The following is a 26683-nucleotide window of genomic DNA, read 5'->3' as shown; positions in this document are numbered from 1 at the left end:
CTTTTATTCGACTAGAATAGCGCATACTCACAAACGCGGGAGACAGCATGTTCGAGGAATTCATCGGTACCAAGGCGGTGTCGGCGCGCCACCAGTTCGACGTGGCGGCGCTGGACGCGTATCTGCGCCAGCATGTGGAAGGCTATCCGGCCGGCGAATTGACGGTCGAGCAGTTCAAGGGCGGCCAGTCGAATCCGACCTTCAAGCTCAGCATCGGCGGCCAGCACTACGTCTTGCGCACCAAGCCGGCGCCGGCCGCCAAGCTGCTGCCGTCGGCGCACGCCATCGAGCGCGAGTACCGCGTGATGGACGCGCTGAGCAAGAACGGCTTCCCCGCCGCGCGCCAGTACGCGCTGTGCACCGACGAGGGTATCATCGGCCGCGCCTTCTACGTGATGGAATTCGTCGAGGGCCGGGTGCTGTGGGACCAGGCCCTGCCCGGCATGACGCCGGCCGAGCGCGCCGCCATCTACGATGAACTGAACCGCGTGATCGCCCAGCTGCACACGGTCGACTACGCGGCCATCGGCCTGGCCGACTACGGCAAGCCGGGCAACTACTTCGCGCGCCAGATCGAGCGCTGGAGCAAGCAGTACCTGGCCTCGCAGACCGAGACCATCGCCGCCATGGACCAGCTGATCGCCTGGCTGCCCGACAACATCCCGCCGGGCGAGGACATCTCCATCGTCCACGGCGACTTCCGCCTCGACAACATGCTGTTCCATCCGACCGAGCCGCGCATCCTGGCCGTGCTGGACTGGGAGCTGTCGACCCTGGGCCACCCGTTCGCCGACTTCTCCTACCACTGCATGAGCTGGCATATCGAGCCGGGCCAGTTCCGCGGCATCGCCGGGCTGGACCTGCAGGCGCTGGGCATCCCCACGCAGCAGCAATACATCGCCCGCTACGCCGAGCGCACCGGCAAGACCATCCGCCTGGAAGACTTCAATTTCTACCTGGCGTTCAATATGTTCCGCCTGGCAAGTATCATGCAAGGCATCATGAAGCGCTACGTCGACGGCACCGCCGCCAGCGCCCAGGCGCTGGAATCGGGCAGGATGGCGCGGCCGATGGCCGAGCTGGGCTGGTCCTACGCCTGCGGCAAGCCGATCTGAGACCTGTGGCGGCGGCGCGCCGTCATGGACAAATCGCTTTCTGAAACCGCCGGCCTCGGCTACTATCGTGCTGCCAGTCCCATGCACCGATATCGTCCGGGGTCTTACGCGTGCCAGTAACCATCCGCCACCGCCTGCCATCCATCCGCTCGCAGATCGCCCTGCTGGTGCTGGCCTGCGCGCTGCCGACGGTGATCGGCTTCGGCGCCGTGGTGCGCCAGTTCTACCTGCGCGAGCGCGACAACCTGATGGAAGACACGCAGAAGTCGGCGCGCATGGTGGCCGCCGCCATCGACCGCGACCTGCTGCAGAGCGAAAGCGCGGCGCGCGCGCTGGCCACCGCGCCCGCGCTGCGCGGGGCCGACCTGGCCACGGTCCGGGTGCAAGCCGGCGCCCTGCTGGGGCCGCAGTTTCCCGCCTCCCAGTTCATCCTCAGCGACGCCGCCGGCCAGGCCGTGATGCAGGTCGGCGCAACGCTGCCCGACAGCCTCAATGCCGCCGCCAACGAACGCCGCCTGGCGCCGCTGTTCGCCAGCGCGCGCCAGCAGCTGTCGGTGGTCTACGTCGAGGGCAGCGCGCTGCTGGCGGTCGACGTGCCGGTGTTGATCGACAGCCGCGTGGCGTACGCGCTGACCGCCGTGCTCAAGGCGGACCGGCTGCCGCGCATCCTGCGCGACGAGCAGCTCACCGCCCAGCAGACGATGACCCTGTACGACGCCGACGGCGTCATCGTGGCCCAGGCCGGCGGTCCGCGCCTGCTGCTGGGCCAGGCGGCCGATCCCAAGCTGCGGACACGGCTGCGCCAGTCCGACGAGGCGCTGCTGGAGGATCAGGCGCCGGACGGCACGCCCATCTATCTCGGCTTCAGCCGCTCGCCGGTCAGCCGCGCCACGGTCGCCATCGCCACGCCGCAAGACCAGGCGCTGCAGGAGTTGCTCAGCGCCGTCACGATGATCTCGCTGACCATGGCGGGCGTGCTGCTGGCCGGTTTTTCGCTGGCGTGGTGGGTCGGCGGCCGCATCGCCGGCTCGGTGCGCGACCTGGTGGCGCCCGCGCAGGCGCTGGCCAGCGGCACACCGTTCAGCCTGCCGGCGCTGACCTTCCGCGAGGCCGAGGCGGTCGGCGCCGCCTTCCGCGCGCTTGAGGACGACCTGCGCCGCCATCACGAGGAACTGGAGCAGCTGGTGGCCGAGCGCACCGTGCAGCTGGAAAAAAACCGCGCCCAGCTTGAAACGCTGTACGCCACCGCGCCCGTCGGCCTGAGCTACGTCGACAGCGAGCTGCGCGTGATCCGCATCAACGACTACCTGGCAGCGCTGAACCGCCAGCCGGTGGTGGCCCACCTGGGGCGCCACGTGGCCGACATGATAGACGACGCCGACGTGCGACGCAGCGTGCTGGCCGACTACCGCACCGTGCTCGACACCGGCCGCCCGCTGACCGGCCAGCCCCGTTCCGGCTATCCGGCGGCGTCGCCGGATCAGCTGTGCCACTGGGTGGTCAGCTACTATCCGCAGTTCGGCACCGACGGCCGTATCATCGCCATCACCGGCCTGCTGCTGGACGTGACCGAGCAGAAACGCGTGGAGGCGGAGTTGCGGCAGTCGCGTCAGCTGTTGAGCTCGGTGGTGGAAAATATTCCGGCGATGGTCTTCGTCAAGCGCGCCGCCGACCTCCACTACGAGATGTTCAATCGCTTCGGCGCGCAACTGCTGGGCATGGAGGACGGCTCGCGCATGCTCGGCATGCAGGACGCCGATTTCGTGCCGGCCGAGCAGGCCGCCATGTTTGCCGAGGCGGACCGGCGGGTGCTGGCCTCGGCGCCCGGCGCGGTCACCGCGATCCCCGAGGAGCCGGTCACCAACGCCCGCGGCGAAACGCGCTACCTGACCACGCTCAAGGTGGCGCTGCGCGACGAGCACGGCGCCGCCACCCACGTGCTGGGCCTGGCGACCGACATCACCGAGCGCAAGCAGGCCAAGGAGGCGCTGCGGGCGACGGTGGCGCAACTGGCGCAAAGCGAGCATTTCGTCCGCACCGTGACCGACAACCTGCCCGGCATGGTGGCCTACTGGGACGCCGGCCTGCGCTGCCGCTTCGCCAACCGCTATTTCCGCGAATGGTACCAGCGCGGCGCCGACGCCATGGCGGACGCGCTGATGCCCGACGTGCTGGGCCCGGACCAGTACGCCGACGTCGCGCCCTATGTGCAGGCCGCGCTGCGCGGCGAACCGCAGGGCTTTGCCGGCCAGCTGCGCTGGCCGTCCGGCGACGTCAGCCACACCTGGGTCAACTACATCCCCGATGTCGATGCGGCGTCGCAGGTGCAGGGCTTCTTCGTGCTGGTGTCCGACGTGACCGAACTGAAGGAAACCGAGCTGCACCTGCAGGAGCTCAACGAGGAGCTGGTGCTGGCGCGCGACCGCGCCGAGGCGGCCAGCCGCGCCAAGAGCGCGTTCCTGGCCAATATGAGCCATGAAATCCGTACCCCGATGAACGCCATCATCGGCCTCACCCGGCTGCTGGAGGAAGCGCCGCTGGCACCGCGCGAACGTGCCAATCTCGACAAGATCCAGCTGGCCACGCAATCGCTGCTGGGACTGGTCAACGACGTGCTGGACTTCGCCCGCGTCGAGACCGGCCAGCTGACGCTGGAGCATGCGGAGTTCCGGCTCGACCACATCCTCGCCAGCATCAGCGTGCTGGTCGGCGGCAGTGCGTGGGACAAGGGCATCGAACTGGTCTACGACATCGATCCGCAGCTGCCGACAACGCTGGCGGGCGACCCGATGCGGCTGCAGCAGGTACTGCTCAACCTGATCGGCAACGCCATCAAGTTCACCGAACAGGGCGAGGTGGTGCTGCAGGTGCGCCAGGCGCCGCAGACGGCGCGTCCGGGCGACCGCGCCGCGCTGATCGAGTTCAGCGTGCGCGACACCGGCATCGGCATCGCCCCCGAGGCGCTGGCGCATATCTTCGACGCCTTCTCGCAAGCCGACAGCAGCAGCAGCCGGCGTTTCGGCGGGGCCGGCCTCGGCCTGGCGATCTGCAGCCAGCTGGCCGACATGATGGGCGGCGCCATCAGCGTGCGCAGCGAGCCCGGCCTGGGCTCCGAGTTCGTGTTCACCTGCCCGCTCGAATGCGCGGCACCGGCCGCCGCGCCGGAGGCCGGGCGCGCGCTGTCGGTGCTGATCGTCGACGACCGCGCCAGCGTGCGCCAGGCGCTGCACAGCGCCTGCCGCCATTGGGGTTGGCGGACCGCCGGCGCCGCCGGCGCCGAACCGGCGCTGGCCTTGCTGCACGACAGCGTGCGCCAGCAGCGTCCCTACGACCTGCTGCTGCTGGACCAGGACATGCCGGGCATGGACGGCGCGGCGCTGCTGCAGCACATCCACGCGACCCAGGCGCTGCCGCTGCCGCCGGTGCTGCTGATGGTGGCCGAGCACGCGGCCGCCGCGCAGGCGCGCGAAGCCGGCCGCCTGGGCCTGGCGGGCGTGCTGGCCAAGCCGGCCAGCCCGGCGTCGTTGCTGGAACAGGTGCAGGCGGTGCTGGCCGGCAAGGGCATCGCCGGCGCCGGCCCGGACGAGCCGTCGCCGCTGCATGGGCGACTCGACGGCGTGCGCGTGCTGCTGGTGGAAGACAATGAAATCAACCAGGAGGTGGCGCAGTTCATCCTGCTGCACGCGGGGGCCGTGGTCGAGACGGTGGCCAACGGCCAGTTGGCGGTCGATGCGCTGCTGGACGCGCCGGAGCGCTGCGACGTGGTGCTGATGGACGTGCAGATGCCGGTGCTGAACGGCTACGACGCCACCGTGGCGATCCGCGCCGGCGGCCCGCTGCTGGCGCGGCTGCCGATCGTCGCGATGACCGCCAACGTGATGGAGGACGACCGCCGCCTCGCCGACGAGGCCGGCATGGACGCCCATGTCGCCAAGCCGATCGACGTCGAGGAACTGCTCGGCGTGCTGACCCGGCTGGTGCCGTCCGCGCCCCTTGCCGCGCAGGGCGCCGCGCCCGCCGTCGCCCTTCCGGCTGCGGCGCAGGCGGGAACCGCCACGGCCCCGACCGCGCCGGCGGAAGCCCTGCCCGGCATCGACCGCGCCGCCGCGCTGGCACGCCTCGGCGGCAACTACGACGCCCTGGTCGCGCTGCTCAAGCGCTTCGAGCAATCGCAGGGCGGCACCGTCGGCGAGGTGCGCGCGCTGCTGGCGGCCGGCCGGCTGCCGCAGGCGGCGCAGGCGCTGCACCGGCTGCGCGGCGTGGCCGCCAACCTGGGCGCGGGCACCGTCGCCGGACTGGCGGCCGAGGCGGAAACGGCGTTGCGACAAGCCGGCGCCGCTCCGGACGGTGGCACGCCGCCGGCGCTGAACGAGGCCCTGGACCGGGCCCTGACGCAACTGGCGCAGGCCCTGGACGTGGTCGCCGGCGGCGCCCGCCAGCTGTCGGCGCCGCCCCCGACGCCGGATGTTCTTCCAAGCAACAGTGTAGACTCCGACTTGCCGCAAAAGCTGGCGGAGTTACAAAGTTTGCTTCAGAATAACAACCTGAAGGCCCTGGAGCACTTCCAGCAACTGCGCCCGGCGCTGGCGGCGGCCGAACAAGCCGCAGCCTTGGCCGAAGCGGTGGAGACGTTGAATTTCCGCGCCGCGCATCAAATTGTGGTAGACCTGTTGCAGCGAAAGGAAAGCGCATGAGTTGGACCGACCTCGCCAGAAATGGGCGGATACTCGTGGTCGATGACGCCATGGAGAACATCCAGATCCTGCACCACGCGCTGCGCGACGAGCACGAAGTGCTGTTCGCCCTGGACGGCGAGAAGGCGCTCGACATCGCCCAGGAACAACGGCCCGACCTGATCCTGCTGGACGCCGTCATGCCCGGTATGGACGGCTACGCGGTCTGCGCGGCGATGCGCGCCTCGCCGCGCCTGCAGGACATCCCCATCATTTTCGTCACCGCGCTGAGCCAGCCGGAGGATGAAACACGCGCGCTGGAGGCCGGCGCCGTCGATTTCATCAGCAAGCCGTTCAACGTGGCGGTGGTGCGCGCGCGCGTGCGCAGCCAGCTGACCATCAAGCGCCAGGCCGACGCCATGCGCGAACTGAGCATGACCGACGGCCTGACCGGCGTGGCCAACCGCCGCAGCTTCAACGACACCATGGAGGCCGAATGGCGCCGCTGCGCGCGCGCCGGCCTGCCGCTGTCGGTGATCATGATCGACATCGACCATTTCAAGCTGTACAACGACCATTACGGCCACCAGGCCGGCGACATTTGCCTGCAGCAGGTCAGCGCGGCGATGGCGCGCTGCGCCTCGCGGCCGCAGGACAAGCTGGCGCGCTACGGCGGCGAGGAATTCATCCTGCTGCTGCCGCAGGAAGGGCTGGAAGGGGCCGAGGTGGTGGCGCGGCGCATCCTCGACGAGGTGCGCAAGCTGGCGATACCGCACCTGGCGTCGCCGACGGCGCCGCAGGTGACCGTCAGCATGGGGTTGGCCACCGTGCTGCCGCCGATGGACAGCACCGATTCGGGCGGCCTGGTACGCTCGGCCGACAACAATCTGTACCGTGCCAAGCAGAGCGGCCGCAACCGCTACTGCCTGAGCCTCTCCGGCGACAGCGGCGCCGACGGCGCCGCCTAATCCGTCAAGCGCGGCGCGCGGCCGTCACGAGTGCTGCTGGAAGCCGCGCTGGGCGGTGAAGCGCTCCAGGTGATGGTCGACATCGCCCAGGGTCATTTCTATCATCGTCAGGCGCTTGAAGTGGTGCGCGGCAGGCAGTTCGTCGGTCACGCCCATGCCGCCGTGCAGCTGCACCGCCTGCTGGCCGATGAACTTGGCCGCCTGGCCGATGCGCACCTTGGCCGCCGACACCACGCGCCGGCGCTCCTCGGCGTCGCCGCAGGACATGCGCGCGGCCGCCAGCATCGCCATCGAGCGTGCCTGTTCCAGGTGGATGTACATGTCGGCCATGCGGTGCTGCAGCGCCTGGAAGCCGCCGATCGGCGTGCCGAACTGCTTGCGCGTCTTCAGGTAGTCCAGCGTGGCGGCAAACAACGCGTCCATCGCGCCGACCGCCTCCGCGCACAACAGGCTGGCGCCGTAGTCGGCCGCCTCGTCGAGGATGTCCCAGCCGCCGCCCAGCTTGCCCAGCAGCGCCGACGCCGGCACCGCCACGTGGCTGAACTGCACGGTGGCCGCGCGCTGGCCATCGATGGTGCGGTAGTCGCGCACGATCACGCCCGGCGTGTCGGCCGGCACCAGGAACAGGCTGATGCCGTTGGTGTCGCGCTGGGCGCCGGCGCTGCGGGCCGATACGATCAGCGCGCCGGCCTGGCCGCCATGGATCACCACGGTCTTGGTGCCGTCGATGCGGTAGCCTTCGCCGTTGATGCTGGCGATGGTCTTGACGTCGCTCAGCTCGTGGCGCGAATGCTTCTCGCCCAGCGCCACCGCCAGTTTCAGCTCGCCGCTGGCGACCTCCTCCAGAACATGGTGCTGGTTGCCGGCCAGCTTGAGGAATTGCGTGCCCCACACGGTGGCGAAGTACGGCTCGACCACCAGGCCGCGTCCCAGTTCCTGCATCACCACCCACAGGTCGACCGCGCTGCCGTTGAAGCCGCCCTGCTCCTCCGGCACCGGCAAGGCCGTCATGCCCAGCTCGACCAGCGTGCTCCAGGCCACGTCCGAGACGCCGCTCTGCGAATGGATGATGCGGTGGCGCACGTCGAAGCCGTAGTCCTTGGCTATCCAGCGGCGCAAGGCATCGGCGAACTGCTGCTGCTCTTCTTTTAAATTAAAATCCATTGCGCCCTCTCACAGTCCCAGGATCATCTGGGTGATGATGTTTTTCTGAATCTCGTTCGAACCGCCATAGATCGACGTCTTGCGGAAATTGAAGTAGTAGCCGGCCAGCGGCGCGGCGGCATCGTCGCCGGTGACGGCGTGGTCGGCCTTGCCTTCGAGGTAGTCGGTGTCGAACGGCAGCGCGTCCGGGCCCAGCGCCTCGACCATCAGTTCGGTCAGCATCTGCTGGATCTCCGAGCCGCGCACCTTCAGCAGCGACGCTTCCGGACCGGGCGCGTGCGATTCCTTGGTGATCACGCGCAGCACCGTGGTTTCCAGCGCCATCAGCTCGATCTCCAGGTTGGCCACCTTGGCCGCGAACACCGGGTCCTGCAGCAGCGGCTTGCCGTGCTTGTAGTGTTCGGAGGCGATCTTCTTCAGGAACAACAGTTCGCGCTTGGAACGGCCCACCGCCGCGATGCCGGTGCGCTCGTGGCCCAGCAGGTACTTGGCGTAGGTCCAGCCCTTGTTTTCCTGGCCGATCAGGTTCTGCACCGGCACCTTGACGTTGTCGAAGAAGACTTCGTTCACCTCGTGGTCTTCGTCGAGCATGATGATGGGACGCACGGTGATGCCGGGGGTTTTCATGTCGATCAGCAGGAAGGAAATGCCCTCCTGCTTGCGCACAGTGCTGTCGGTGCGCACCAGGCAGAAGATCATGTCGGCGTGCTGGCCCAGCGTGGTCCAGGTCTTCTGGCCGTTGACGATGTAGTGGTCGCCGTCGCGCTCGGCGGTGGTTTTCAGCGACGCCAGGTCGGAGCCGGAGCCGGGCTCGGAATAGCCCTGGCACCACCAGTCCTCGCAGCTGAGGATACGCGGCAGGTAGTGGGCTTTCTGCGCCTCGTTACCGAAGGCCATGATCACCGGCGCCACCATGTTGACGCCGAACGGCAGGATGGGCGGTGTGCCGGCGCGGGCGCATTCCTCTTCCCAGATGTGGCGCTGCGTCGCGCTCCAGCCCGGGCCGCCGTGTTCGACCGGCCAGGCCGGCGCGGCCCAGCCCTGCCGGGCGACGATCTGGTGCCAACGCACATAATCCTGGCGGCTCAGCCGCAGGTGATTGCGGACTTTCTTCTGCAGGTCGCTCGGCAGGTTGGCGTCGAGGAAGGCGCGTACCGTGTCGCGAAACGCCAGATCCGCAGCCGTGTAATTCAAATCCATGCTGTCTCCGTCTTCTTATGATCCGCCAAAAAAGCACGATCGTTCAAATAATTGTACCGCATATCCCGTTCAGGATAGCTGCATTTTTATAGGGCGACGGAATGGGAGATTTTGTGAAAGGCCGCCGCCTTGCACGGCGGCCCGGTACTGCCGGATACTGCTGGGAGGCTTACTTCATCGTGTAGCTTTGCTGCGCGGTGTCGACTGCGTAGTTATGCGCCGTGTCCCAGTAGGTGAAGCTGTAATTCACCACGTCGCCGATCTTCAGGCCGCTGGCGGTGTAGCTGTTGACGCCGGCGTTCTGCGTCATCCGCACGTTCAGCTGTCCGGCGCCGTTGACGGTGTAGTGCACGTCGGCCCAGCTGGTCGAGTTCAGCGAGAACTTCAGCATCGTCGCGCTGGTTTGCTGGACGGCTGGGGCCGGCGTTGGCGTTGGCGTTGGCGTCGGGGTCGGCGTTGGAGTCGGGGTCGGAGTGGGTGTAGGCGTAGGTGTCGGCGTCGGCGTCGGAGTTGGGGTCGGTGTCGGCGTAGGCGTCGGCACGCCGGTATCCCAGATGATGTCGTCGATCGCCATCTGGAATGCCGAGCTTGGCAACGCGGCGCCGTCGCTGGCGATCTGGAACAGGTCCAGCATCGATTGCAGCGCGATCTTGCTGCCGGCCAGGTCGGCCACCGGGATGGTCGCCGTGCCCCAGTCGCCGTTACGCACCAGCCCGTAGGTGGTGGCGTTGGCCGGGAACTTGACCGAGTTCTGGTTGGTGTAGGTGTCCTGCACGCCGATGGTGAAGGCGACATTGGCCGGGATCTTGATCTTCAGCTTCATCGTGCCGTTGCGGAAATTGCTCATGTCGCGTGCGGCGAGCGACTCGACGCTGCCGCCGAACCACTGGCCCGGCGTGTTGTAGCTCCACGACATCGAGTTGCTGCCCTCGTAAGGCGGCAGCGTGCCGGCCGATACCGAGGCGTTATTCCACACAAACACGTCCGACGTGACGCCGGCCTGCAGCTTGTTGTTGACCACCGTGTTGTCGGTGAACACGCCGAACTTGCCGACCTCGGCCGGCGTCTGGTTGCCCAGCTTGACCGAGCCCTTGCCGTCCAGCTGGTACACGCGCACATAGTCGACGTACATGGTGCCCGGCAACGGCGCCGTCACCTGCGCCGGCGTCGCGGCGTCGGTGAAGTTGCCGCCCACGGCCAGGTTGAACAGCAGGTAGAACGGCGACTGCAGCGCGGTCGAGTTGACCGGCAGCGGGCTGTTGTACATATCGTATTCGACGCCGTTGTCGATCACCGTGAAGCGCATCTGCGACTCGGTCCAGTAGAAGCGGTAGATGACGAAGCGGTTGGCCAGCGACTGGCCCGGCGTGTACCAGTTCTTGGTCTGCCACGCGGTGGAGGCGGCGCAGCTCTCGTTGCCCGGCACACAGGCGGCCTGCTGCCAGGTGATCACGTTGGAGCCGGTGAAGTTGTCGATGCCCGGCGTCGGCGAGCCGGCGGCGGCGCGGCTACTGGCCTTGTGGCCCATTTCCATGATGTCGATCTCGCCGTTGCGCGGCCAGGTCTGCGGGCTGGTACCCAGCATCCAGGCGGCCGGCCACAGGCCGACGCCCAGCTGCGGCGTGGCGATGCGCATCTCGACCATGCCGTACTGCACCTGCACCTTGCCGCGGGAGTCGACCTTCCCCGAGGTGAAGACGTTGCTGCCCACCGTCTGGTTCTGCGCCTTGATCGCCAGCGCCCGCGTGCCGCCCTCGAACGGCACGTTGACGATGGACAGGTTGTTCGGGCTGTAGTATTCCAGTTCCTGGTTGCCGTAGCCGCACAGGTTGATCTGGCAGCCGTTGCCGTCGTACGTGGTCCACACGCTGGTGTTGAGCGTAGTGCCATTGAACTCGTCGGACCACAACAGCGCGCCGATGACCGGACTGGTGACGCTGGCCGAAACTTGCGCGCCATACGCCATCAGGATGCCGGCGGCGACGGCGGACAGAACGATTTTTGGTTTTTTCACAGTGACTCCCTCGTATTCACACTTCCTCGTTTTCGGACCGGACGGACGTCCGGCCCGCACCTTCACCGGCATCGTCGTGATGCCGGCTTAACCGCTTGCGGCGAGGAGAATGAAGCTGGGCTCAGCGTAAATTTTGGGCGCAAGAGTACCCCGCGCTACGAGGCGTTTCGCCTGTACCTACAGTCTCCGTGCCGGCCAGGTCGTCGCCCGGGCTCAGTCGTTTGTTAGAATTGGAAACGATTCCAATCCCATTCACAAAATATATTCCGATAAATATTTTTTGTCAACGCCGGCGCGCAACAGTGTGCATGTCCGGTAAACTGCGGATTCCGCCATTCAGGGACTTTCATGGACAATCAGCTTGAACAACGCATCCTCGCCTGCGAGCAGGAAAACGCCCGCCTGCGCAAGAAGATCAACCGCCAGAACGGCTTGTGGGTGCTGGGCTTGCTGCTGGCATTGGGCGGCGGCGCGATCGCCGGCAACAGCATCAGGAACGCTGTGTTCGACAGCGTCAAGGACAGGGAAGTGGTGGTGGTCGATGGCAAAGGCGTGATACGCGCCCGCCTCGGCGGCGACTTGCCGGATGCCGTCATGGCCGGCGGGCGCGTGTCCAAGCGCGGCTCGAAGGCGGCCGGCGTGATGCTCTACGACGAGGAAGGCATCGAGCGCGGCGGCTACGTGACGCAGGACGAGGGCAGCAACGTCATGCTGACGCTGGATTCCAAATACCGCCAGGCCGCGCTGTTCGTCGCCGGCCCCGATCAGAGCCAGGCCAGCGCGATGAAACTGTGGACGGCGGGCAGCTCGATCGAACTGCGCTCGGACAGCAACGGCTCGCGCCTGAGCGTCGCCGACAAGGCGGGCGTCACGCACCAGCAACCGGTCATCGCCCCGCTCTCCCCCGCCACCTGCACCCAGCAAAAAGAATACGAGCGCAAGTATCCGGGAGAACGCGTCTGCCAGTCGCGCTACACCGAAGCCGCCTGCAACGCTTGTCTGCAGAGCGAATGATACCGAGCCTGACTGCGCAAACTACTTCGCCAAAGACTAGTCCACCGTAATCGCCAGATCGCGCCCCTTGGTGGCGGCGTTGCCGGCATAGTCTTCGGCGATGATGCGCAAGGTATAGTTGCCGGGACCTAAGGCGCCGACGTTCCAGGTGCCAGGCGTCAGCGCGCCGTGCATCAGCTTGTTGTTGATGGCGTAGGCGAAGCGCGTCTCGGCGGCGCCGTGCACGGTGATGCCGCTCGATGCCGCGTACGCGACCTTCACCGCGTCGCGATTGCGCGGCAAGCGGTCGTACAGCTGCGTGATGACCGGTTGTTCCATGCCGGGGATCAGCTCGCCGTCCGCGTTCAGCAGCTGGTAGCCCAGCTTGAACAAGCCCAGCCGCCGGCGCGCCTGGTCGCCGTTCATCTGGTCGAAGGCGTCCACGACGATCTGCACCTGGCCCAGACTGCGCTTGACCAGCAGGCGGCCGCCGACCTTTTCCTTCAGCGCCACGCCGCTGCCGTCCACCAGCGCGATGCTTTGGATTTGCGGCGCGATGGTGTCCTCGAGATCGATGAACGGCAAGCTCAGCGGATTGACCGCGCCGCCGTTCGGCATGTAGTCCAGGTGCACGTGCGCCATGCGGTTGACCGTGCCCAGCGTCTCGCCGACGACGAAGCGCGTGCCGCGCTTGACGCGCACCGATTCGGGCGCGCCCTTCTCATTCTTCAGGATCTGGAAGCGCGGGTCGAGCAGCTTGTCCTTCGCGTCGCGGCCGACGCGCATGTGGATGTAGCGCAGGCCGTCGAGCGCCAGGCCTTCGGACAATTCGCCATAGCTCCAGGACGCATGCGGGTCGCTGATCTTGCCGGCGGTGATGGCCAGCACCGGCGTGCCGATCGCGGCCTGCACGTCCATGCCGGAGTGGAAATGGTCGCGGCTTTCGCCGTCGAAATTGCCGCGCACCTCGCCCATCAGGCCGACCACCTCGTGCGCCTTGTCCTGCGGCTTGACCGGCCACAGCATCGTGGCGCCGTGCGCCGGCAGCCCGGCCGGCGGCTCGTCCGGCGCGGCGGCCTGCCCCGCCAGCGCCTGCGCCACGTGATGCAGGCGGAACGTGGCGCCGTCGGTGACGAACAGCGAGCCATCCCGGGCCAGCGCCATGCCGCGCGGCGCGTACAGGCGCACGGCGCCGTCGGCGCCCACTTCCGGCCGGGCCGGATGGTCGGCGTCGGCCAGGGCGACGACTTCGCCGGCCGGCGTGATCTGCGCGATGCGGCCGTGCGAATTGCTGGCCAGGTAGAGATAGCCGTCCGCCGTCAGCGCCAGCGCGACCGGCGAGCGCAGCAGCGAGTTGCGGTCGTCCTCCTTCGCCGCGGCCACGGTGCTGACGTTGCCGGCCTTGTCCAGCTTGCGGATCGCGTCATTGCCGGTGTCGGCGATGTAGAGGTCGCCCGCGGCGCTGATCGCCAGCCCGCCCGGCGTGTCGAACAGCGCCTGCGCCGCCGCACCGTCCCTGAGTCCGGCGCGGCCGCCGCCGGCGAGCGTGGTGACGTCGCCTTGGGGCGTGATGCGGCGGATGCGGTCGTTGTAGCTGTCGGCCACGTAGACCACGCCGTTCGCGTCCACCGCCACCCCCAGCGGTCCGTTGAATTGCGCGTTGGGTCCGCGGCCGTCCTTGTTGCCGGCGATGCCGTCGCCGGCCAGGGTCGACACCACGCCGTCGGGCGTCACCTTGCGGATGGCGTTGTTGCCGGTGTCGGCCACGTACAGGTTGCCGGCGGCGTCGATCGCCAGGCCGGACGGGGTGTGGAAGGCGGCCGCCTTGCCGCTGCCTTCCGCGTAGCCCTCGACCGCGCCGGCCAGCGTGGTGCTGACGCCGTCCAGGCCGATCTTGCGGATGCTGTTGCCGTCGCCGCCGTCGGCCACGTACAGGTTGCCGGCCTGGTCGAGCGCCACGCCGAAGGGATCGGAGAAGCGCGTGCGGCGGCCGTTGCTGCCGTTGTTCACGCCCGGCATGCCGTCGCCAGCAACGGTGGTGACCCGCGCGCTCCAGTGCGGCTGTGTACCCTGGGCCGCCGACGGCCGCGCCACGGTGCCGATACCGCCTGCGCCGCCGGCCTGATGCGTCAGCAAATAGGCCGCCCCGCCGCCGCCCAGCGCGCCGCCAAGCGCCAGTGCCAGCGCCGCTAATTTGAATTGAGTTGGGGACACGGTGTCAGTCGCTCGCACGTTGCAATGTTGAGACTGGCATTATTGCATGTACGCATTTAATTTTGAGCAAAAAAAGCCCGCTACGGGAGCGGGCTAAATCTATTTCCTTGGAGGAGAATAGAGGAGACAGGTGAATGATGCTGCATCGCGGTATATAGATCCAATTTATATTAGCAATAGCAGACATAATATTGGTGAATAACACAAAAAAAGCCCCGCGACCGGCGCGGGGCTTGGGGTCTAACTGAGAGACTTATTTGTTGATGTCGGCAGCGTAAGGCAGCACGCGCGATGCCATGCGGGTGTCGGTTTTCAGCAACCCCACTTCGTCGGCCAGGATGTGCACCGCTTCGTTGAGCAGCACGTCCTTGGCGGCCTTGGCGGCTTTTTCCGCGTCCAGTTCCGCCGTCAGCGAGCGCTCGTCGCCCTGCAGGCCGTCGTCGGTGCGCAGCGCGCCCTTGACCGAGGCCACCTTCGGCGATGGCGCCGCCTTGCCGCTGGCCGGCTTGGCCGAGATGGCCTTGTTCAGCGCGTCCTTCGGATCGGGGATCAGCACCGGATCGTCGGCGCCCAGCGTGGTCGACAGCAAACGCGCCTCGCGCAGCTTGGCGCGGGCTTCCTGGGTCTCGTGCTCCTTGCGGCGCACCGTTTCGTTGAGCGAGATCAGGTTGTCCTTGCGCTGTTTCTTGACCAGGGCGATGTCTTCCGACAGGTACTGGAAGTCCTTGTCCTTGGCCACGCGCGCTTCATGCCGCTTGTCGAGCAGCGGCACGATGTCCTTCAGGTCGCCGGTCGGGATGTACGGCGCCGGCTTGATCGAGGTCCACGGCAAGGCGTTGTCGTAGCTCGACTCGCCGAAGGTGTCCGAATCGGCCATGGTCGGCAGCTTGATGTCGGGCGTGACGCCGCGCAGCTGCGTGGTGCCGCCGTTGATGCGGAAGAATTGCGCGATCGTCATCTTCAGCTCGCCGTAATGCACCTTGTCGTTCTGCGCGAAACGGTCCAGGCCGAAGATGGTCTGCACCGTGCCCTTGCCGAAGCTCGGCTCGCCGATGATGACGCCGCGGCCGTAATCCTGGATCGCCGCCGCGAAGATCTCGGAGGCCGAGGCCGAACCGCGGTTGATCAGCACGCCCAGCGGGCCGTCCCAGGCCATGCCCGGGTTGACGTCGCTTTCCACTTCGACCTTGTTGTCGCTGTTGCGCTGCTGCACCACCGGGCCCTTGTCGATGAACAGGCCGGTCAGCTCGACCGCCTCGCTCAGCGAGCCGCCGCCGTTGTTGCGCAGGTCGATCAGCACGTTGTCGACTTTTTCCTTCTTCAGCTCGCCCAGCAGGCGGGCCACGTCGCGGGTCGCGCTCTTGAAGTCCTTGTCGCCCTTGCGGCGGGCCTCGAAGTCCTGGTAGAAGGTCGGCAGCGAGATCACGCCGATGCGGCGCTTGGCCGTGCCGTCCTTCACTTCCAGGATGGATTTCTTGGCCGACTGCTCTTCCATGCTGATTTTCTTGCGCACCAGCGAGACCGTGGTGTGCTTGCCGTCGACGCCGGCGTCGACCGGCTGGATGTCCAGCCGCACGGTCGAGTCTTTCGGGCCGCGGATCAGCGCGACGACGTCGTCGATGCGCCAGCCCAGCACTTCGGTCATCGGCGAGTTGTCGTCCTTGGCCACGCCGAGGATCTTGTCGCCGACCTTGATCTTGCCCGACAGCGCGGCCGGGCTGCCCGGCACCACTTCGCGCACGACGGTGTAGTCTTCGCGGGTCTGCAGCACGCAGCCTATGCCTTCGAGCGACAGGCGCATGGCGATGTCGAAGTTTTCCGACGCGCGCGGGCCCAGGTAGTTGGTGTGCGGCTCGATCGACATGGCGTAGGCGTTCATGAAGATCTGGAACACGTCCTCATTGGTCAGCTTGCGCGAGCGCGACACGTAGCTGTCGTAGCGCTTGTCGAGCGTTTCGCGGATGCCCTTGTCGTCCTTGCCGGCCAGCTTCAGGCGCAGCCAGTCGTTCTTGACGCGCTTGCGCCACAGTTCCTTCATTTCCGCTTCGCTCTTGACCCAGTCGGCCTTTTCGCGGTCGTACTGGTAGCTTTCGTCGAGGCTGAAATCGGGCTTGGTCTTCAGCAGCTCGCGCGCATAGGCGATGCGCTCGTTGAAGCGCTGCTGGTACTGGTTGTAGATGGAAAACGGTACGCTGAGGTTCTCGCCGGTGATGGCGTCGTCCAGGCGGGTGCGCACGATGGCGTACTGGTCGATGTCGGCCTGGGTAAAGAACAGTTTTTCGGCGTCCAGCGACTTGAAGTAGCGGTCGAAGATCTTCTCCGACATGGCATCGTCCAGCGGCGTGGATTTGTAATGCAGTTTGGTCAGCACCCGTGAGGCCCACAGGGCGGCCTGAGTTTGGCCCGGCTGGGGCTTGAGGACGGTGTCCGCAGCCGCTTTTTCCGGCACGGCTGCGCCGGCCTGCACTGACAGGGCCGCAAGGACGGCCACCAACAGCATTTGCTTCTTCATCGGCTTACTCCGAAACGTGATATTCAATTGATCGGTGAGTCGCAGCGCCGGGCGCTGCGATTCCATTCTACAGGATAGCAGCCGCAGAACGGCACTGGTAATCACAGTGGTAAAACGCAGTGTCGCCGCCCTGGCTTAAGGCTGACTGAAATGGGCGCCGCCACATTTATGTTGCTTTGCAGCAAAAATATGGTACTATTCCGGCCTTGATATTTTGACGGCCCCGCCACCCTGTATTCCGGCAGAGCCCCACGCCTCCCTTGCGCGAGGCGTTTCGTAGCTTTGTAGCGTGAAGCAGTCGCTCCCCGGCCCCCGGAGCGTGCTCGATGCAGAGCAAGCCCAATCAGCAGTACCTTCTCTAAAAAAAAACATGCAAACCTTTACCCTGAATCCGCGCCGCTGGGGCGTTGGCAGCAAGATAACCATTTTCACGCTGAGCCTGCTCTGCGTCATCCTGGCGATATTGCTCACGCTGATCAACGCCAGCACCTCTTCCATGCTGAAGGAGCGCGCCAAGGCCAACGTCGCCAGCACGCTCGGCGGCATCAGCAATACCGTCGAGGTGTTCAACGCGGCGATGACCAACGAGGCGTCGAGCTTCGCCCGCCTGTTCGCGGCCGGCTTCGCCAACGGCAAGTTCACGCTGGAGCCGGACACCACGGTGGACATCGGCGGCAAACCCACGCCCACGCTCAAGCACGACGGCAAGACGCTGAACCTGGACTTCAGCATCCCGGACAAATTCACCGGCGACACCGGCGTGGTCGCCACCATCTTTGCCGCCAGCGGCGACGAGTTCGTGCGCGTCAGCACGTCGCTGAAGAAGGAAAACGGCGAGCGCGCCGTCGGCACCCAGCTCGACCACGCGCACCCGAGCTACAGCCTGCTGCGCGCCGGCGGCAGCTACATCGGCCTGGCCACGCTGTTCGGCAAGCAATACATCACCCAGTACGACCCGATCAAGGACAGCGGCGGCAAGGTCATCGGCGTGCTGTTCATCGGCCTCGACATCTCGAAGAACATGGCCATGCTGAAGGAAAAAATCAAGGCCATCCGGATCGGCGAGACCGGCTATATCTACGTCGTCAACGCCGCGCCCGGCAAGGCGCAGGGGACCGAGCTGGTGCACCCGACCAAGGAAGGCGTCAACGTCATCGACACCCGCAGCAGCGACGGCCGCCCGTTCATCAAGGAGATGCTCGAGGCCGGGGAAGGCAGCATGCGCTACGACTGGGCCGACAAGGACGGCGACGCGCCGCGCGAAAAGATGGTCGAGTTCCACACCTTCAAGCCGTGGAACTGGCTGATCGTCGGCGGCACCTACACCGAGGAAATCACCCACGAGGCCGGCCAGCTGCGCAACCGCTACGCCATGCTGGGCGTGGCCGCGCTGCTGCTGTTTGCCGTGCTGCTGTTCCTGCTGGTGCGCGCCTACGTCACGCGGCCGCTGTGCCGCGCCGAGGCGGCCGCCACCCGCATCGCCCAGGGCGACCTGGACGTGCATCTGGAAATCGACCACAAGGATGAAATCGGCCTGGTGCTGCGCGCGCTCAACGGCATCGGCAACAACCTGTCCAACGTGGTGGGCCAGGTGCGCCTGGGCGCCGAGCAGATCGCCACCGCGTCCAACGAAATCGCCGCGGGCAACCTCGACCTGTCGTCGCGCACCGAACAGCAGGCGTCCAGCCTGGAAGAGACGGCGGCGTCGATGGAGCAGCTGAGCAGCGCCGTCCGGCAAAACGCCGACAACGCCGCGCAGGCCAACCAGATGGCGCTGGCCGCGTCGGGCATCGCCGCCAGGGGTGGCGAGGTGGTGGCGCAGGTGGTCGACACCATGGGCTCGATCAACCAGTCGTCGCGCAAGATCGTCGACATCATCTCGGTCATCGATGGCATCGCTTTCCAGACCAACATCCTGGCGCTGAACGCGGCGGTGGAAGCGGCCCGTGCCGGCGAGCAGGGCCGCGGCTTTGCGGTGGTGGCGTCGGAAGTGCGCAACCTGGCGCAGCGTTCGGCCACGGCGGCCAAGGAGATCAAGGTGCTGATCGACGATTCGGTCAGCAAGGTCGATGTAGGCAGCCGGCAGGTGGAACAGGCCGGCACGACGATGCGCGAAGTGGTCGACAGCGTGCGCCGGGTGACCGACATCATGGCCGAGATCAGCAGCGCCAGCGAAGAGCAGCGCGCCGGCATCGGCCAGGTGCACGAAGCGATCGCACAGATGGACCAGGTGACGCAGCAAAACGCCGCGCTGGTGGAAGAAGCCGCCGCAGCGGCCCACGCGCTGCAGGACCAGGCCGCCGACCTGGAACAAGTGGTACGCGTGTTCAAGCTCCGCTAATACTCGGTAAAAAACCCGGGTCGGTTCTGCTTTATAATTTGCGCATGGTTAAATTTCTCCGGCACCGGCGCAGCTGCAGCCTGATCGTTTGCATCGCGATCCTGCTGAACCTGCTTGCGCCGGCGATCGGCCACGCGATGGCGCAATTGTCGCGCGATCCGCTGGCGCTGGAGATTTGCAGCGTCAGCGCTGCGCCGTCGAAGCAGGCGCCTCCGGCCACGCACGCGATCAAGCATTGCGTGCTGTGCGCCATCCACACTGACGGCGCCGCGCCGCCGCCCGCCGCTCGCGGACTGGTCATGATGCTGGCCGGCCATGACCGCTATCCGCCGCTGCATTATCAGTCGCCTTCCCCGCTGCACATCTGGCCCTCCGCCGCGCCGCGCGGGCCGCCCGCCCTGTCCTGACACTCCCGAGACTTCGCACCCACTGGCCGCGCCATCCCGGCGCCGCCGGCGTGCGCCCATGGATTTCATCGACAGGATCATTTATGCATCGCCGTACCCTACTCGCCGCGCTGGCGGCATTGCCGCTGGCCGCCCATGCTGCCCGTGCCGCGCCGGCATACACCGGCATCGACATCACCGGCAGCAGCATCGGCCCGGACTTCCGCCTGTCCGACAGCAGCGGCAAGTCCGTCTCGCTGCGCGACTACCGCGGCAAATACGTGCTGCTGTTCTTCGGCTTCACGCAATGCCCGGACGTCTGCCCGACCGCGTTGTCGCGCGCGGTCGAGATCAAGCGCCTGCTGGGTGCCGATGGCGACCAGCTGCAAGTGCTGTTCATCACCGTCGATCCCGAACGCGACACCGCCGCGCTGCTGGCCGAATACATGCGCGCCTTCGATCCCCGCTTCGTCGGCCTGCGCGGCGACGCCCGGCAAACCGCCCAGGCCGCCAAAGACTTCAAGATCTTTTACCGCAAGGTGCCCAGCGGCAGTTCGTACACGATGGATCACACCGCCATCACCTACGCGATCGACGCCGCAGGCAAGATCCGTCTCGCCTTCAAGCACGAGCAAACCGCCCAGCAATGCGCGGCCGACCTGAAACTGCTGATGCGGCCCGCAAAATCCACCAGCTTCCTGAAAGGACTGTTCCAATGAAAAAAATCTTCACCCTGCTGCTCGCCGCAGCCCTGCCCGCCTTCGCCCAGGTGACCGTCAGCCAGCCGTGGGTGCGCGCCACCGTGCCGCAGCAACACGCCACCGGCGCCTTCATGACGCTGACCTCGCCCGGCGGCGGCCGCCTGGTCGGCGCCAGTTCGCCGCTGGCCGGCGCGGTCGAGGTGCACGAGATGAAAATGGTCGACGACATCATGCGCATGCGCCAGATCGACGGCTTGCCGCTGCCGGCCGGCCAGGCGGTCACGCTGATGCCGGGCGGCTATCACCTGATGCTGCTGGAATTGAAGCAGGTGATGCAGGACGGCGACAAGGTGCCGCTAACGCTGGAGCTGGAGGACGCCAACCACGTGCGCAGCAGCATCACCGTCGAGGCGCCGGTGCGGCCGCTGAACGCGGCGGCCGGACACCATTAAGTCCACGGCGCCCACTGTGCGATCGCCCACCACGCCAGGCCGGCGATCAGCAGGTAAGGCCACGAGCGCAGCGAAATTTTCCAGTCGACCGTGGACGGCCAGCACGCCAGGAACTGCGGCGCAACGGCAAACGCCAGGGCGACGTCGATCCACTGGAAATGCAGGCCGGCGCGGGTGCGCCACCAGGCCACCACAAACGGCAGCACCACGACCACGAACGGCGCCAGCGCGGACGGCGCCGCGTTGTACCAGCGCACCCGGGTCAGCCGCACCGAGCCCAGTTCCCAGCCCTGCCCGACGCGGCGCGGAATGACGGTGAAGGCGGCCGGCCGGGCGCCGGTCAGCAAGCCGGCGACGAAATGCGCCAATTCATGGCACACCGTGCCGGCCAGCGTGAACAGGAAAAAGAAGGGATGGCGGGCCGACAAGGCGCGGATCAGCAGCGCCAGCAACAGCGACGGCGCCAGGTACAGCAAGATGTCGCGATGGTGGCACAGCCACGCGGGCGCGAGCGTACTACATTCAAACAGGCTGCTCATGGCCGCATCGTCGCACGGCGGCCGCGCGCCGTCAATTTGACTCTGCCACCCCAGAACACAGTTGTACGATGTCATACATCTGAGCTATGATAGGCCATCATAACCAAGTAGTGCAAGGAGACCGCATGACCCCACAACCCGCCGCCAGCCGCGTCCGCTGGCTGATCCTGGCCATCCTGTTCGCCGTCACCACCATCAACTACGCGGACCGGGCCACCATCGCGATCGCCGGGCCGGAACTGAAAAAGCTGCTCGGCCTGTCGCCGGTGCAGATGGGCTTTGTGTTCTCGGCCTTTGCCTGGTCCTACGTGCTGGCGCAACTGCCGGGCGGCTGGCTGCTGGACCGCTTCGGCTCCAAGGTCACGTATTTCTTCAGCATCTTCCTGTGGTCCACCTTCACCATGCTGATGGGCACGGTGGGCTTCCTCACCGGCGCGGCCGCCGTCGCCACACTGTTCACGCTGCGCCTGCTGATCGGCGCGGCGGAGGCGCCCTCCTTCCCCGGCAACAGCCGCCTGGCTTCGGCCTGGTTCCCGACCGCCGAGCGCGGCACGGCGGCCGCCATCTTCAACTCGGCCCAATACTTCGCCACCGTGCTGTTCGCGCCGCTGATGGGCTGGCTGGTGCACAGCTTCGGCTGGCAAAGCGTGTTCTATGTGATGGGCGCACTGGGCATCGTCATGTCCTTCGTCTGGCGCAAGACCGTCTACGGGCCGAAGGATCATCCGCGGATCAATGCTGCCGAGCTGGCCTATATCGAGGCGGGCGGCGCGCTGGTGGACCTGGAAAGCAAGAACAAGGTCGCCGCCACCACCGAGCTCGACACCTGGTCCTGCATCCGCCAGCTGCTGGGCAACCGCATGCTGCTGGGCGTCTACATCGGCCAGTACTGCATCAACACGCTGACCTACTTCTTCCTGACCTGGTTCCCGGTCTACCTGGTGACCGAGCGCCACATGACCATCCTCAAAGCCGGCTTCGTCGCCGCGCTGCCGGCGGTGGCGGGCTTCCTCGGCGGCGTGCTGGGCGGGGTGATCTCGGACCGCATGATCAAGTCCGGCAAGTCGCTGTCGATGGCGCGCAAGACGCCCATCGTCGGCGGCATGCTGCTGGCGATGTCGATGATCGTCTGTAACTACGTCGACGCGGACTGGCTGGTGGTGCTGGTGATGTCGCTGGCCTTCTTCGGCAAGGGCGTCGGCGCGCTGGGCTGGGCCGTGGTGGCGGACACCTCGCCCAAGGAAGCGGGCGGCATGAGCGGCGCGCTGTTCAACACCTTCGGCAACACCGCCGGCATCACCACGCCCATCGTCATCGGCTACATCCTGCAGGAAACCGGCTCGTTCGCCGGCGCGCTGGTGTTCGTCGGCGCCAACGCCGCCGTCACCGTGCTGTGCTACATGCTGATGGTCGGCGAAATCAAGCGCTTCGAATTCAAGACGCCGGTGCTGCGCAAGATCGGCAACACCGGCGCGGCGGACGCTATTGCGCCGTCATCGACCACCAGTTGATGTTCCAGCCGCCCGCGCGCACGAAGATCGCCAGGTCCTGCTGGCCGGCCGTCAGGTAGACGGTGCCGGTGATGGTGGTCCAGTTCTGCCAGCCGCCGGTGTTGGGCACCGTCAGCGCCACCAGGTCGGTGGCGTTCTTGCTCAGCACTAGCTGGCCGCCGTTGTTCGGGCTGGCGACGCGGAACTGCAGGTTGTACCAGCCGGTCTTCGGCACGTTGATCGGATAGCTCATCCAGTCGTTGGTGTCGACGTTGCTGACGTTGAAGCCGCCGCCCGCATCGGTGGTGGTTTCCATGCGCACGCCGCTGTGGTTGTTGAACATTTCCGCCTCGATGCGCTGGCCCGCCTCGGCCTTCCAGTTCATCCAGTAGGCGATGCTTTCATTGCGCACCAATGGCTGGGTGCCGAAGCCGCGGAAATAGCTCTCGATGGCGGCGTTGGTGGCGCTGCCCACGTCCAGCCCGCCGAAGCCGCCGCCGTTGCTGCTGTTGGTGACCATGCCCCAGCCCCACGAACTGGTATCGCCGTTGGAACCGCCGTAGCTGACCGTCTTGTAGGCCCAGTTGGTCGCGGCCCAGCCGTACATATTGTAGATGTCGTAGGTCTTGCGCGTGATCTGGCCGCCGTAGCTGCCGGTCAGCGTCCACGGCTGGAATTCGCCGATCAGGAACGGCGTGGCCAGGCCGGTCAGCTTGTTGTTCCAGTCGCAGGTCTCGCCGGTGCCGCTGGTGTTGCAGTGCAGCCAGTTGGCGTGCATATTGGCCTGCGCGGTGGCGCCCTGCACTTCATTCCATCCCCACAGGCCTGGGTAGAAGTGCATCCAGAACGCCACGTTGGTCAGGCCGCGCGTGTTCGGGTTGCCGTAGGCGTCGATGCCTGAGTTGTGGCCCGGCAGCAGGATCACGTGCGAAGGATCCTTGGCCCGCACCACGTTGAACAGCTCATAGGCGAAGTTGGCCAAGGTGGTGGCGTCCGTGCCCCACGGCTCGTTCAGCAGGTCGTAGGCCGCCACCGAGGTGCGGTTCTTGTAGCGGCTGGCGATCATGTCCCACAGCCATTTGGTGCGGTCGCGGTAGGTGTTGTTGGTCCACATCTGCGCCGCGCCGACGCAGCCGTCGTGCTGTTCGCTGGCGGCGGCCTGGCCGCCGACCGCGCCGTGCAGGTCGAGGATCACGTACATGCCGCGCTTCTCGGCTTCGTTGATGGCGAAGTCCAGGTATTTCCACGCGTCGGGACGCAGCGTGTAGGGATTGGCGTCGTCTTCCACCAGGCTGTACAGGAATGGCACGCGCACCACGTTCATGCCCATGCCCTTCATCAGGTCGAAGTCGCGGCTGGTGATCCAGCTGTCGCGATAGGCCGACATCAGCCGCTCTTTTTCCGCCGCGCCGAAGCGCCCGCTGAGCGCAGTCTCGAGGTGGCACTGGTCGCCGATGCCGGCGCCGTTGTTGGACAGGTTGGAGTTCATCATCCACATCTCCAGCGCCAGCCAGTTGCCCAGGTTGACGCCGCGCAGGTTGACGCGGTTGCCGGCGGTGTCGACCCAGTACTTGCCGTTCTGGCGGATCGCCGGCAAGGTCACGCCGGTGGTCTCAGGCGTAAACTGCATCCAGTTCAGGTTGAAGCCGCCCGTGCGGGCCTGCACCGTGAGGTTTTGCACGCCGGCGGTCAGGAACACATGCGAGCTGACGGTGGTCCAGGTCTGCCAGCCGCCGGTGCTGGGCAGCGTTGTGGTTTCGCCGATCGCCTTGCCGTTCTGGGTCAGCACGACCTGGCCGCCGCCGCCGGCCGAAGCCACGCGATACTGCACGGTGTACCAGCCGGCGCTGCTGGGGTTGATGCTGTAGGTCATGGTGTCGTTGGCGTCGATCCAGCCGACGTCGCTGCCGCCGCCGGTGTCGGTGGTCGCCTCCAGCGCGACGCCGCTCATGCTGGTGTAGCTTTCCGCCTCTATCTTGCCCGGCAAGACGGTTTGCGCATAGCCGGCACCGGCTACCGCCAGTCCGGCCAGTGCCATCATGGATGTGATGCGTTGATGCAGTTTCGTCTTCATGTAGTCTCCGTTTTTTGTGATGAAGAACCGCTCTACAGTTTATGGAAGCGCTTCCACAATAGAATGGAAACGTTACCAAATCTGCATAAAAACTATAACATCAAACAAACACGGAACACCACAAATTACGAACCGGACAGGCGCGTCACCGCGGCAAGGCTGCTTTCCAGCGAAAAGCCGTGATGCCGCAGGGTCTCGACCAGCTCCTCCGGCGCGCCGCCGAGCTGGAGATTTTCCGCGACCCAGCCGTGCCAGTCAGGCGTGACCTCCATCGCCTCCGACGCGATGTCGATGCCGGCGATCAGCCTGGCCAGCAGCGCGTTGATGCGCCTGGTGTCGATCAGGTGCTGGACCACCGTATGGCCGGAATATGGGAACGGATACAGCGTGCAGTTGCCGCCGGCGGCCAGCCGGTGCGCGTGCATGGCGTCGAGGTTGACCGACTCGGTGGCGTTGACGCCGTCGGGCTTGGTGCCGAAAGCGATGTGCAGCTCGGGCCGCGCGCCCTCCTTCGCCCGGCGCAGTTCGGCCAGGTCGTAATAGCCGGACGGCGGCGGATCCTGCGCCAGGTCGCGCATCACCGCCAGCCAGCGCCGCTCGTGGTAGAGCTGCGCCTGCCGCACGTCGAGGAAGGACAAGGGGCCGAAGGCGATGATCTGCTGCGCGCCGAGCAGCTGGCCGTACATGATGGCGGCATACGCCCCCATCGACTGGCCGATGGTGATCACCTTGCTGGGCGCGATCGCCTGGACCAGCGCGCGCAGGCTGTCGGCCGTTTCATCGGGATGCGTGCCCAGACCGTCTATCTTGCGGTGATACCAGGCGTTGCCGGAATCGCGCACCAGGATCTTGTTGAGATGGCGCCCGCTGTTTTGCTCCAGCTTTTTCAGGCGTCCATAGAAATCGAATTCCGGCCGCGACTCCCACGACACGAAGCCGAACGCGATGACCAGCATCTCGCCCGGCACCACGCGGTCGAGCAGCACGTCTTCGGTGCTGGTCTTGACGTGCCGGTTATCCAGCGCGGGCACATCGGTGACGGACAACGGCATCGAACGCGCTCCCGGGTTGATGGTTAGTGGCTGTCGGTGTAGAAGCAGCGGCCGCAGGCCTGGCGGTAGCTCTCGTTGCCGCCAATGCTGATCTGCTCGCCCTCTTTCATGCGCTTGCCGTCCTGGTCGACGCGGATGTTCATCGTCGCCTTCTTGCCGCAACTGCAGATGTTCTTCAGTTCCTCGATATCGTCGGACAGCGCCAGCAGATAGGCCGAGCCGGGGAACGGCTCGCCGCGGAAGTCGGTGCGCAGGCCGTAGGTGATCACCGGGATGCCGCGCACCTGCGCCAGCTGGTGCAGCTGCTGCACCTGCGCCGTGCTGAGGAACTGCGCCTCGTCGATCAGCAGGCAGGCGATCTTTTCATCGATCTTGTCGAGGAAATTGGTGGCGGCGTCGAACACTTCGGTCTGGCGCTGCGGGCCCAGCCGCGACGTGACCTGGCCGACGCCATAGCGGTTGTCGATGGCGGCCGTGAACAGCCGCACTTTCTGGCCCTGCTCTTCATAGTTGTGCGCCACCTGCAGCATGGCGGTGGACTTGCCCGCGTTCATCGCGGAATATCGGAAATAGAGTTTTGCCACTGCAGCCTTCGGATGTTATGTGCCGTCTGAAGTGCGCGATTATAAACCGTGGCGCGGCAAAAGAGCGCCCCCGCTCCAGCCCGCCGATTGGATTCTCCTATGGGCGGCATAGATTCAATATACTTGCGATTAAATCGCATGCGAACTACAATACATTTACTAGTTAGCGATCCAATTGCCGACAACTCAGCCGCATACGACTCATCATTTA

The 26683-nt window shown here is 66.2% G+C and carries 18 protein-coding genes; 9 read left to right on the top strand and 9 right to left on the bottom strand.

The features are described from left to right. Nucleotides 1-47: 47 nt before the first annotated feature. From ACSQ3S_RS14800 to ACSQ3S_RS14790, 3 genes are all read left to right on the top strand, one after another. Nucleotides 48-1115, top strand: coding sequence for a phosphotransferase (locus ACSQ3S_RS14800; RefSeq protein WP_436142831.1), 1068 nt, complete (start codon nucleotides 48-50; stop codon nucleotides 1113-1115). 110 nt (nucleotides 1116-1225) lie between these two features. Beyond that, complete coding sequence (locus ACSQ3S_RS14795; RefSeq protein WP_436142830.1) at nucleotides 1226-5809, top strand: PAS domain-containing protein; 4584 nt, start codon at nucleotides 1226-1228, stop codon at nucleotides 5807-5809. Continuing rightward, nucleotides 5806-6756: a diguanylate cyclase domain-containing protein gene (locus tag ACSQ3S_RS14790; protein WP_436142829.1), complete on the top strand. Its 951-nt coding sequence runs from the start codon at nucleotides 5806-5808 to the stop codon at nucleotides 6754-6756. Before ACSQ3S_RS14795 ends, ACSQ3S_RS14790 begins: the two co-directional genes overlap by 4 nt. 24 nt (nucleotides 6757-6780) lie before the next feature. Here the strand turns inward: ACSQ3S_RS14790 and ACSQ3S_RS14785 are convergent, their stop codons facing one another. The 3 genes from ACSQ3S_RS14785 to ACSQ3S_RS14775 all read right to left on the bottom strand — a co-directional run bounded on the left by ACSQ3S_RS14785 (nucleotide 6781) and on the right by ACSQ3S_RS14775 (nucleotide 11134). Beyond that, entirely contained in the window at nucleotides 6781-7920 is a 1140-nt protein-coding gene (locus tag ACSQ3S_RS14785) for an acyl-CoA dehydrogenase family protein (protein WP_436142828.1), read from the bottom strand. A 9-nt stretch (nucleotides 7921-7929) separates the two neighbouring features. Further along, nucleotides 7930-9120 (bottom strand): acyl-CoA dehydrogenase family protein, encoded by a 1191-nt coding sequence (locus tag ACSQ3S_RS14780; protein ID WP_436142827.1) that lies wholly within the window; start codon nucleotides 9118-9120, stop codon nucleotides 7930-7932. 169 nt (nucleotides 9121-9289) lie between these two features. After that, nucleotides 9290-11134, bottom strand: a complete 1845-nt coding sequence (locus ACSQ3S_RS14775) for a glycoside hydrolase family 16 protein (protein ID WP_436142826.1) — start codon at nucleotides 11132-11134, stop codon at nucleotides 9290-9292. A 348-nt stretch (nucleotides 11135-11482) separates the two neighbouring features. Between ACSQ3S_RS14775 and ACSQ3S_RS14770 the strand changes: the two genes are divergently transcribed. Further along, on the top strand, nucleotides 11483-12148 hold the full coding sequence (locus ACSQ3S_RS14770; RefSeq protein ID WP_436142825.1) for a hypothetical protein: 666 nt from the start codon (nucleotides 11483-11485) through the stop codon (nucleotides 12146-12148). A 36-nt stretch (nucleotides 12149-12184) separates the two neighbouring features. On the opposite strand, the gene ACSQ3S_RS14765 is transcribed toward ACSQ3S_RS14770, so the two are convergent. Together ACSQ3S_RS14765 and ACSQ3S_RS14760 are read right to left on the bottom strand one after the other, a co-directional pair. Then, the gene (locus tag ACSQ3S_RS14765) at nucleotides 12185-14341 is read right to left on the bottom strand and encodes a gluconolaconase (protein WP_436142824.1); all 2157 of its coding nucleotides are present in this window, start codon (nucleotides 14339-14341) and stop codon (nucleotides 12185-12187) included. A gap of 253 nt (nucleotides 14342-14594) precedes the next feature. Then, nucleotides 14595-16853, bottom strand: coding sequence for a carboxy terminal-processing peptidase (locus ACSQ3S_RS14760; protein ID WP_436142823.1), 2259 nt, complete (start codon nucleotides 16851-16853; stop codon nucleotides 14595-14597). A gap of 370 nt (nucleotides 16854-17223) precedes the next feature. Here ACSQ3S_RS14760 and ACSQ3S_RS14755 point away from each other — a divergent pair, with 370 nt between their 5' ends. From ACSQ3S_RS14755 to ACSQ3S_RS14740, 4 genes are all read left to right on the top strand, one after another. Then, nucleotides 17224-19194, top strand: a complete 1971-nt coding sequence (locus ACSQ3S_RS14755) for a methyl-accepting chemotaxis protein (protein ID WP_436142822.1) — start codon at nucleotides 17224-17226, stop codon at nucleotides 19192-19194. A 44-nt stretch (nucleotides 19195-19238) separates the two neighbouring features. Next, a complete protein-coding gene (locus ACSQ3S_RS14750) occupies nucleotides 19239-19601 on the top strand; it encodes a DUF2946 family protein (RefSeq protein ID WP_436142821.1) in 363 nt (120 codons plus the stop codon). An 83-nt stretch (nucleotides 19602-19684) separates the two neighbouring features. Beyond that, nucleotides 19685-20299, top strand: coding sequence for an SCO family protein (locus tag ACSQ3S_RS14745; RefSeq protein WP_436142820.1), 615 nt, complete (start codon nucleotides 19685-19687; stop codon nucleotides 20297-20299). Beyond that, nucleotides 20296-20733 carry a copper chaperone PCu(A)C gene (locus ACSQ3S_RS14740; RefSeq protein ID WP_436142819.1) on the top strand — a complete coding sequence of 146 codons (438 nt, stop codon included), beginning with the start codon at nucleotides 20296-20298 and terminating at the stop codon, nucleotides 20731-20733. Before ACSQ3S_RS14745 ends, ACSQ3S_RS14740 begins: the two co-directional genes overlap by 4 nt. On the opposite strand, the gene ACSQ3S_RS14735 is transcribed toward ACSQ3S_RS14740, so the two are convergent. Then, entirely contained in the window at nucleotides 20730-21272 is a 543-nt protein-coding gene (locus tag ACSQ3S_RS14735) for a hypothetical protein (RefSeq protein ID WP_176650334.1), read from the bottom strand. The two genes, ACSQ3S_RS14740 and ACSQ3S_RS14735, sit on opposite strands and share 4 nt — an antisense overlap. 125 nt (nucleotides 21273-21397) lie before the next feature. On the opposite strand from ACSQ3S_RS14735, the gene ACSQ3S_RS14730 reads away from it, so the two are divergent. Then, a complete protein-coding gene (locus ACSQ3S_RS14730; protein WP_436142818.1) occupies nucleotides 21398-22783 on the top strand; it encodes an MFS transporter in 1386 nt (461 codons plus the stop codon). Here the strand turns inward: ACSQ3S_RS14730 and ACSQ3S_RS14725 are convergent. The 3 genes from ACSQ3S_RS14725 to ACSQ3S_RS14715 all read right to left on the bottom strand — a co-directional run bounded on the left by ACSQ3S_RS14725 (nucleotide 22755) and on the right by ACSQ3S_RS14715 (nucleotide 26472). Then, nucleotides 22755-24836 (bottom strand): carbohydrate-binding protein, encoded by a 2082-nt coding sequence (locus ACSQ3S_RS14725; protein WP_436142817.1) that lies wholly within the window; start codon nucleotides 24834-24836, stop codon nucleotides 22755-22757. The two genes, ACSQ3S_RS14730 and ACSQ3S_RS14725, sit on opposite strands and share 29 nt — an antisense overlap. A gap of 125 nt (nucleotides 24837-24961) precedes the next feature. Continuing rightward, the gene (locus ACSQ3S_RS14720; protein WP_436142816.1) at nucleotides 24962-25888 is read right to left on the bottom strand and encodes a hypothetical protein; all 927 of its coding nucleotides are present in this window, start codon (nucleotides 25886-25888) and stop codon (nucleotides 24962-24964) included. Nucleotides 25889-25911: 23 nt separating this feature from the next. Then, nucleotides 25912-26472 (bottom strand): thymidine kinase, encoded by a 561-nt coding sequence (locus ACSQ3S_RS14715; RefSeq protein WP_176650329.1) that lies wholly within the window; start codon nucleotides 26470-26472, stop codon nucleotides 25912-25914. Between the last annotated feature and the right edge of the window lie 211 nt (nucleotides 26473-26683).

It is taken from the genome of Duganella sp. LjRoot269 (genome assembly GCF_964254095.1).
Lineage (GTDB): Bacteria > Pseudomonadota > Gammaproteobacteria > Burkholderiales > Burkholderiaceae_D > Rugamonas > Rugamonas hordei.
This window is presented reverse-complemented; position numbering and strand designations above follow the sequence as displayed.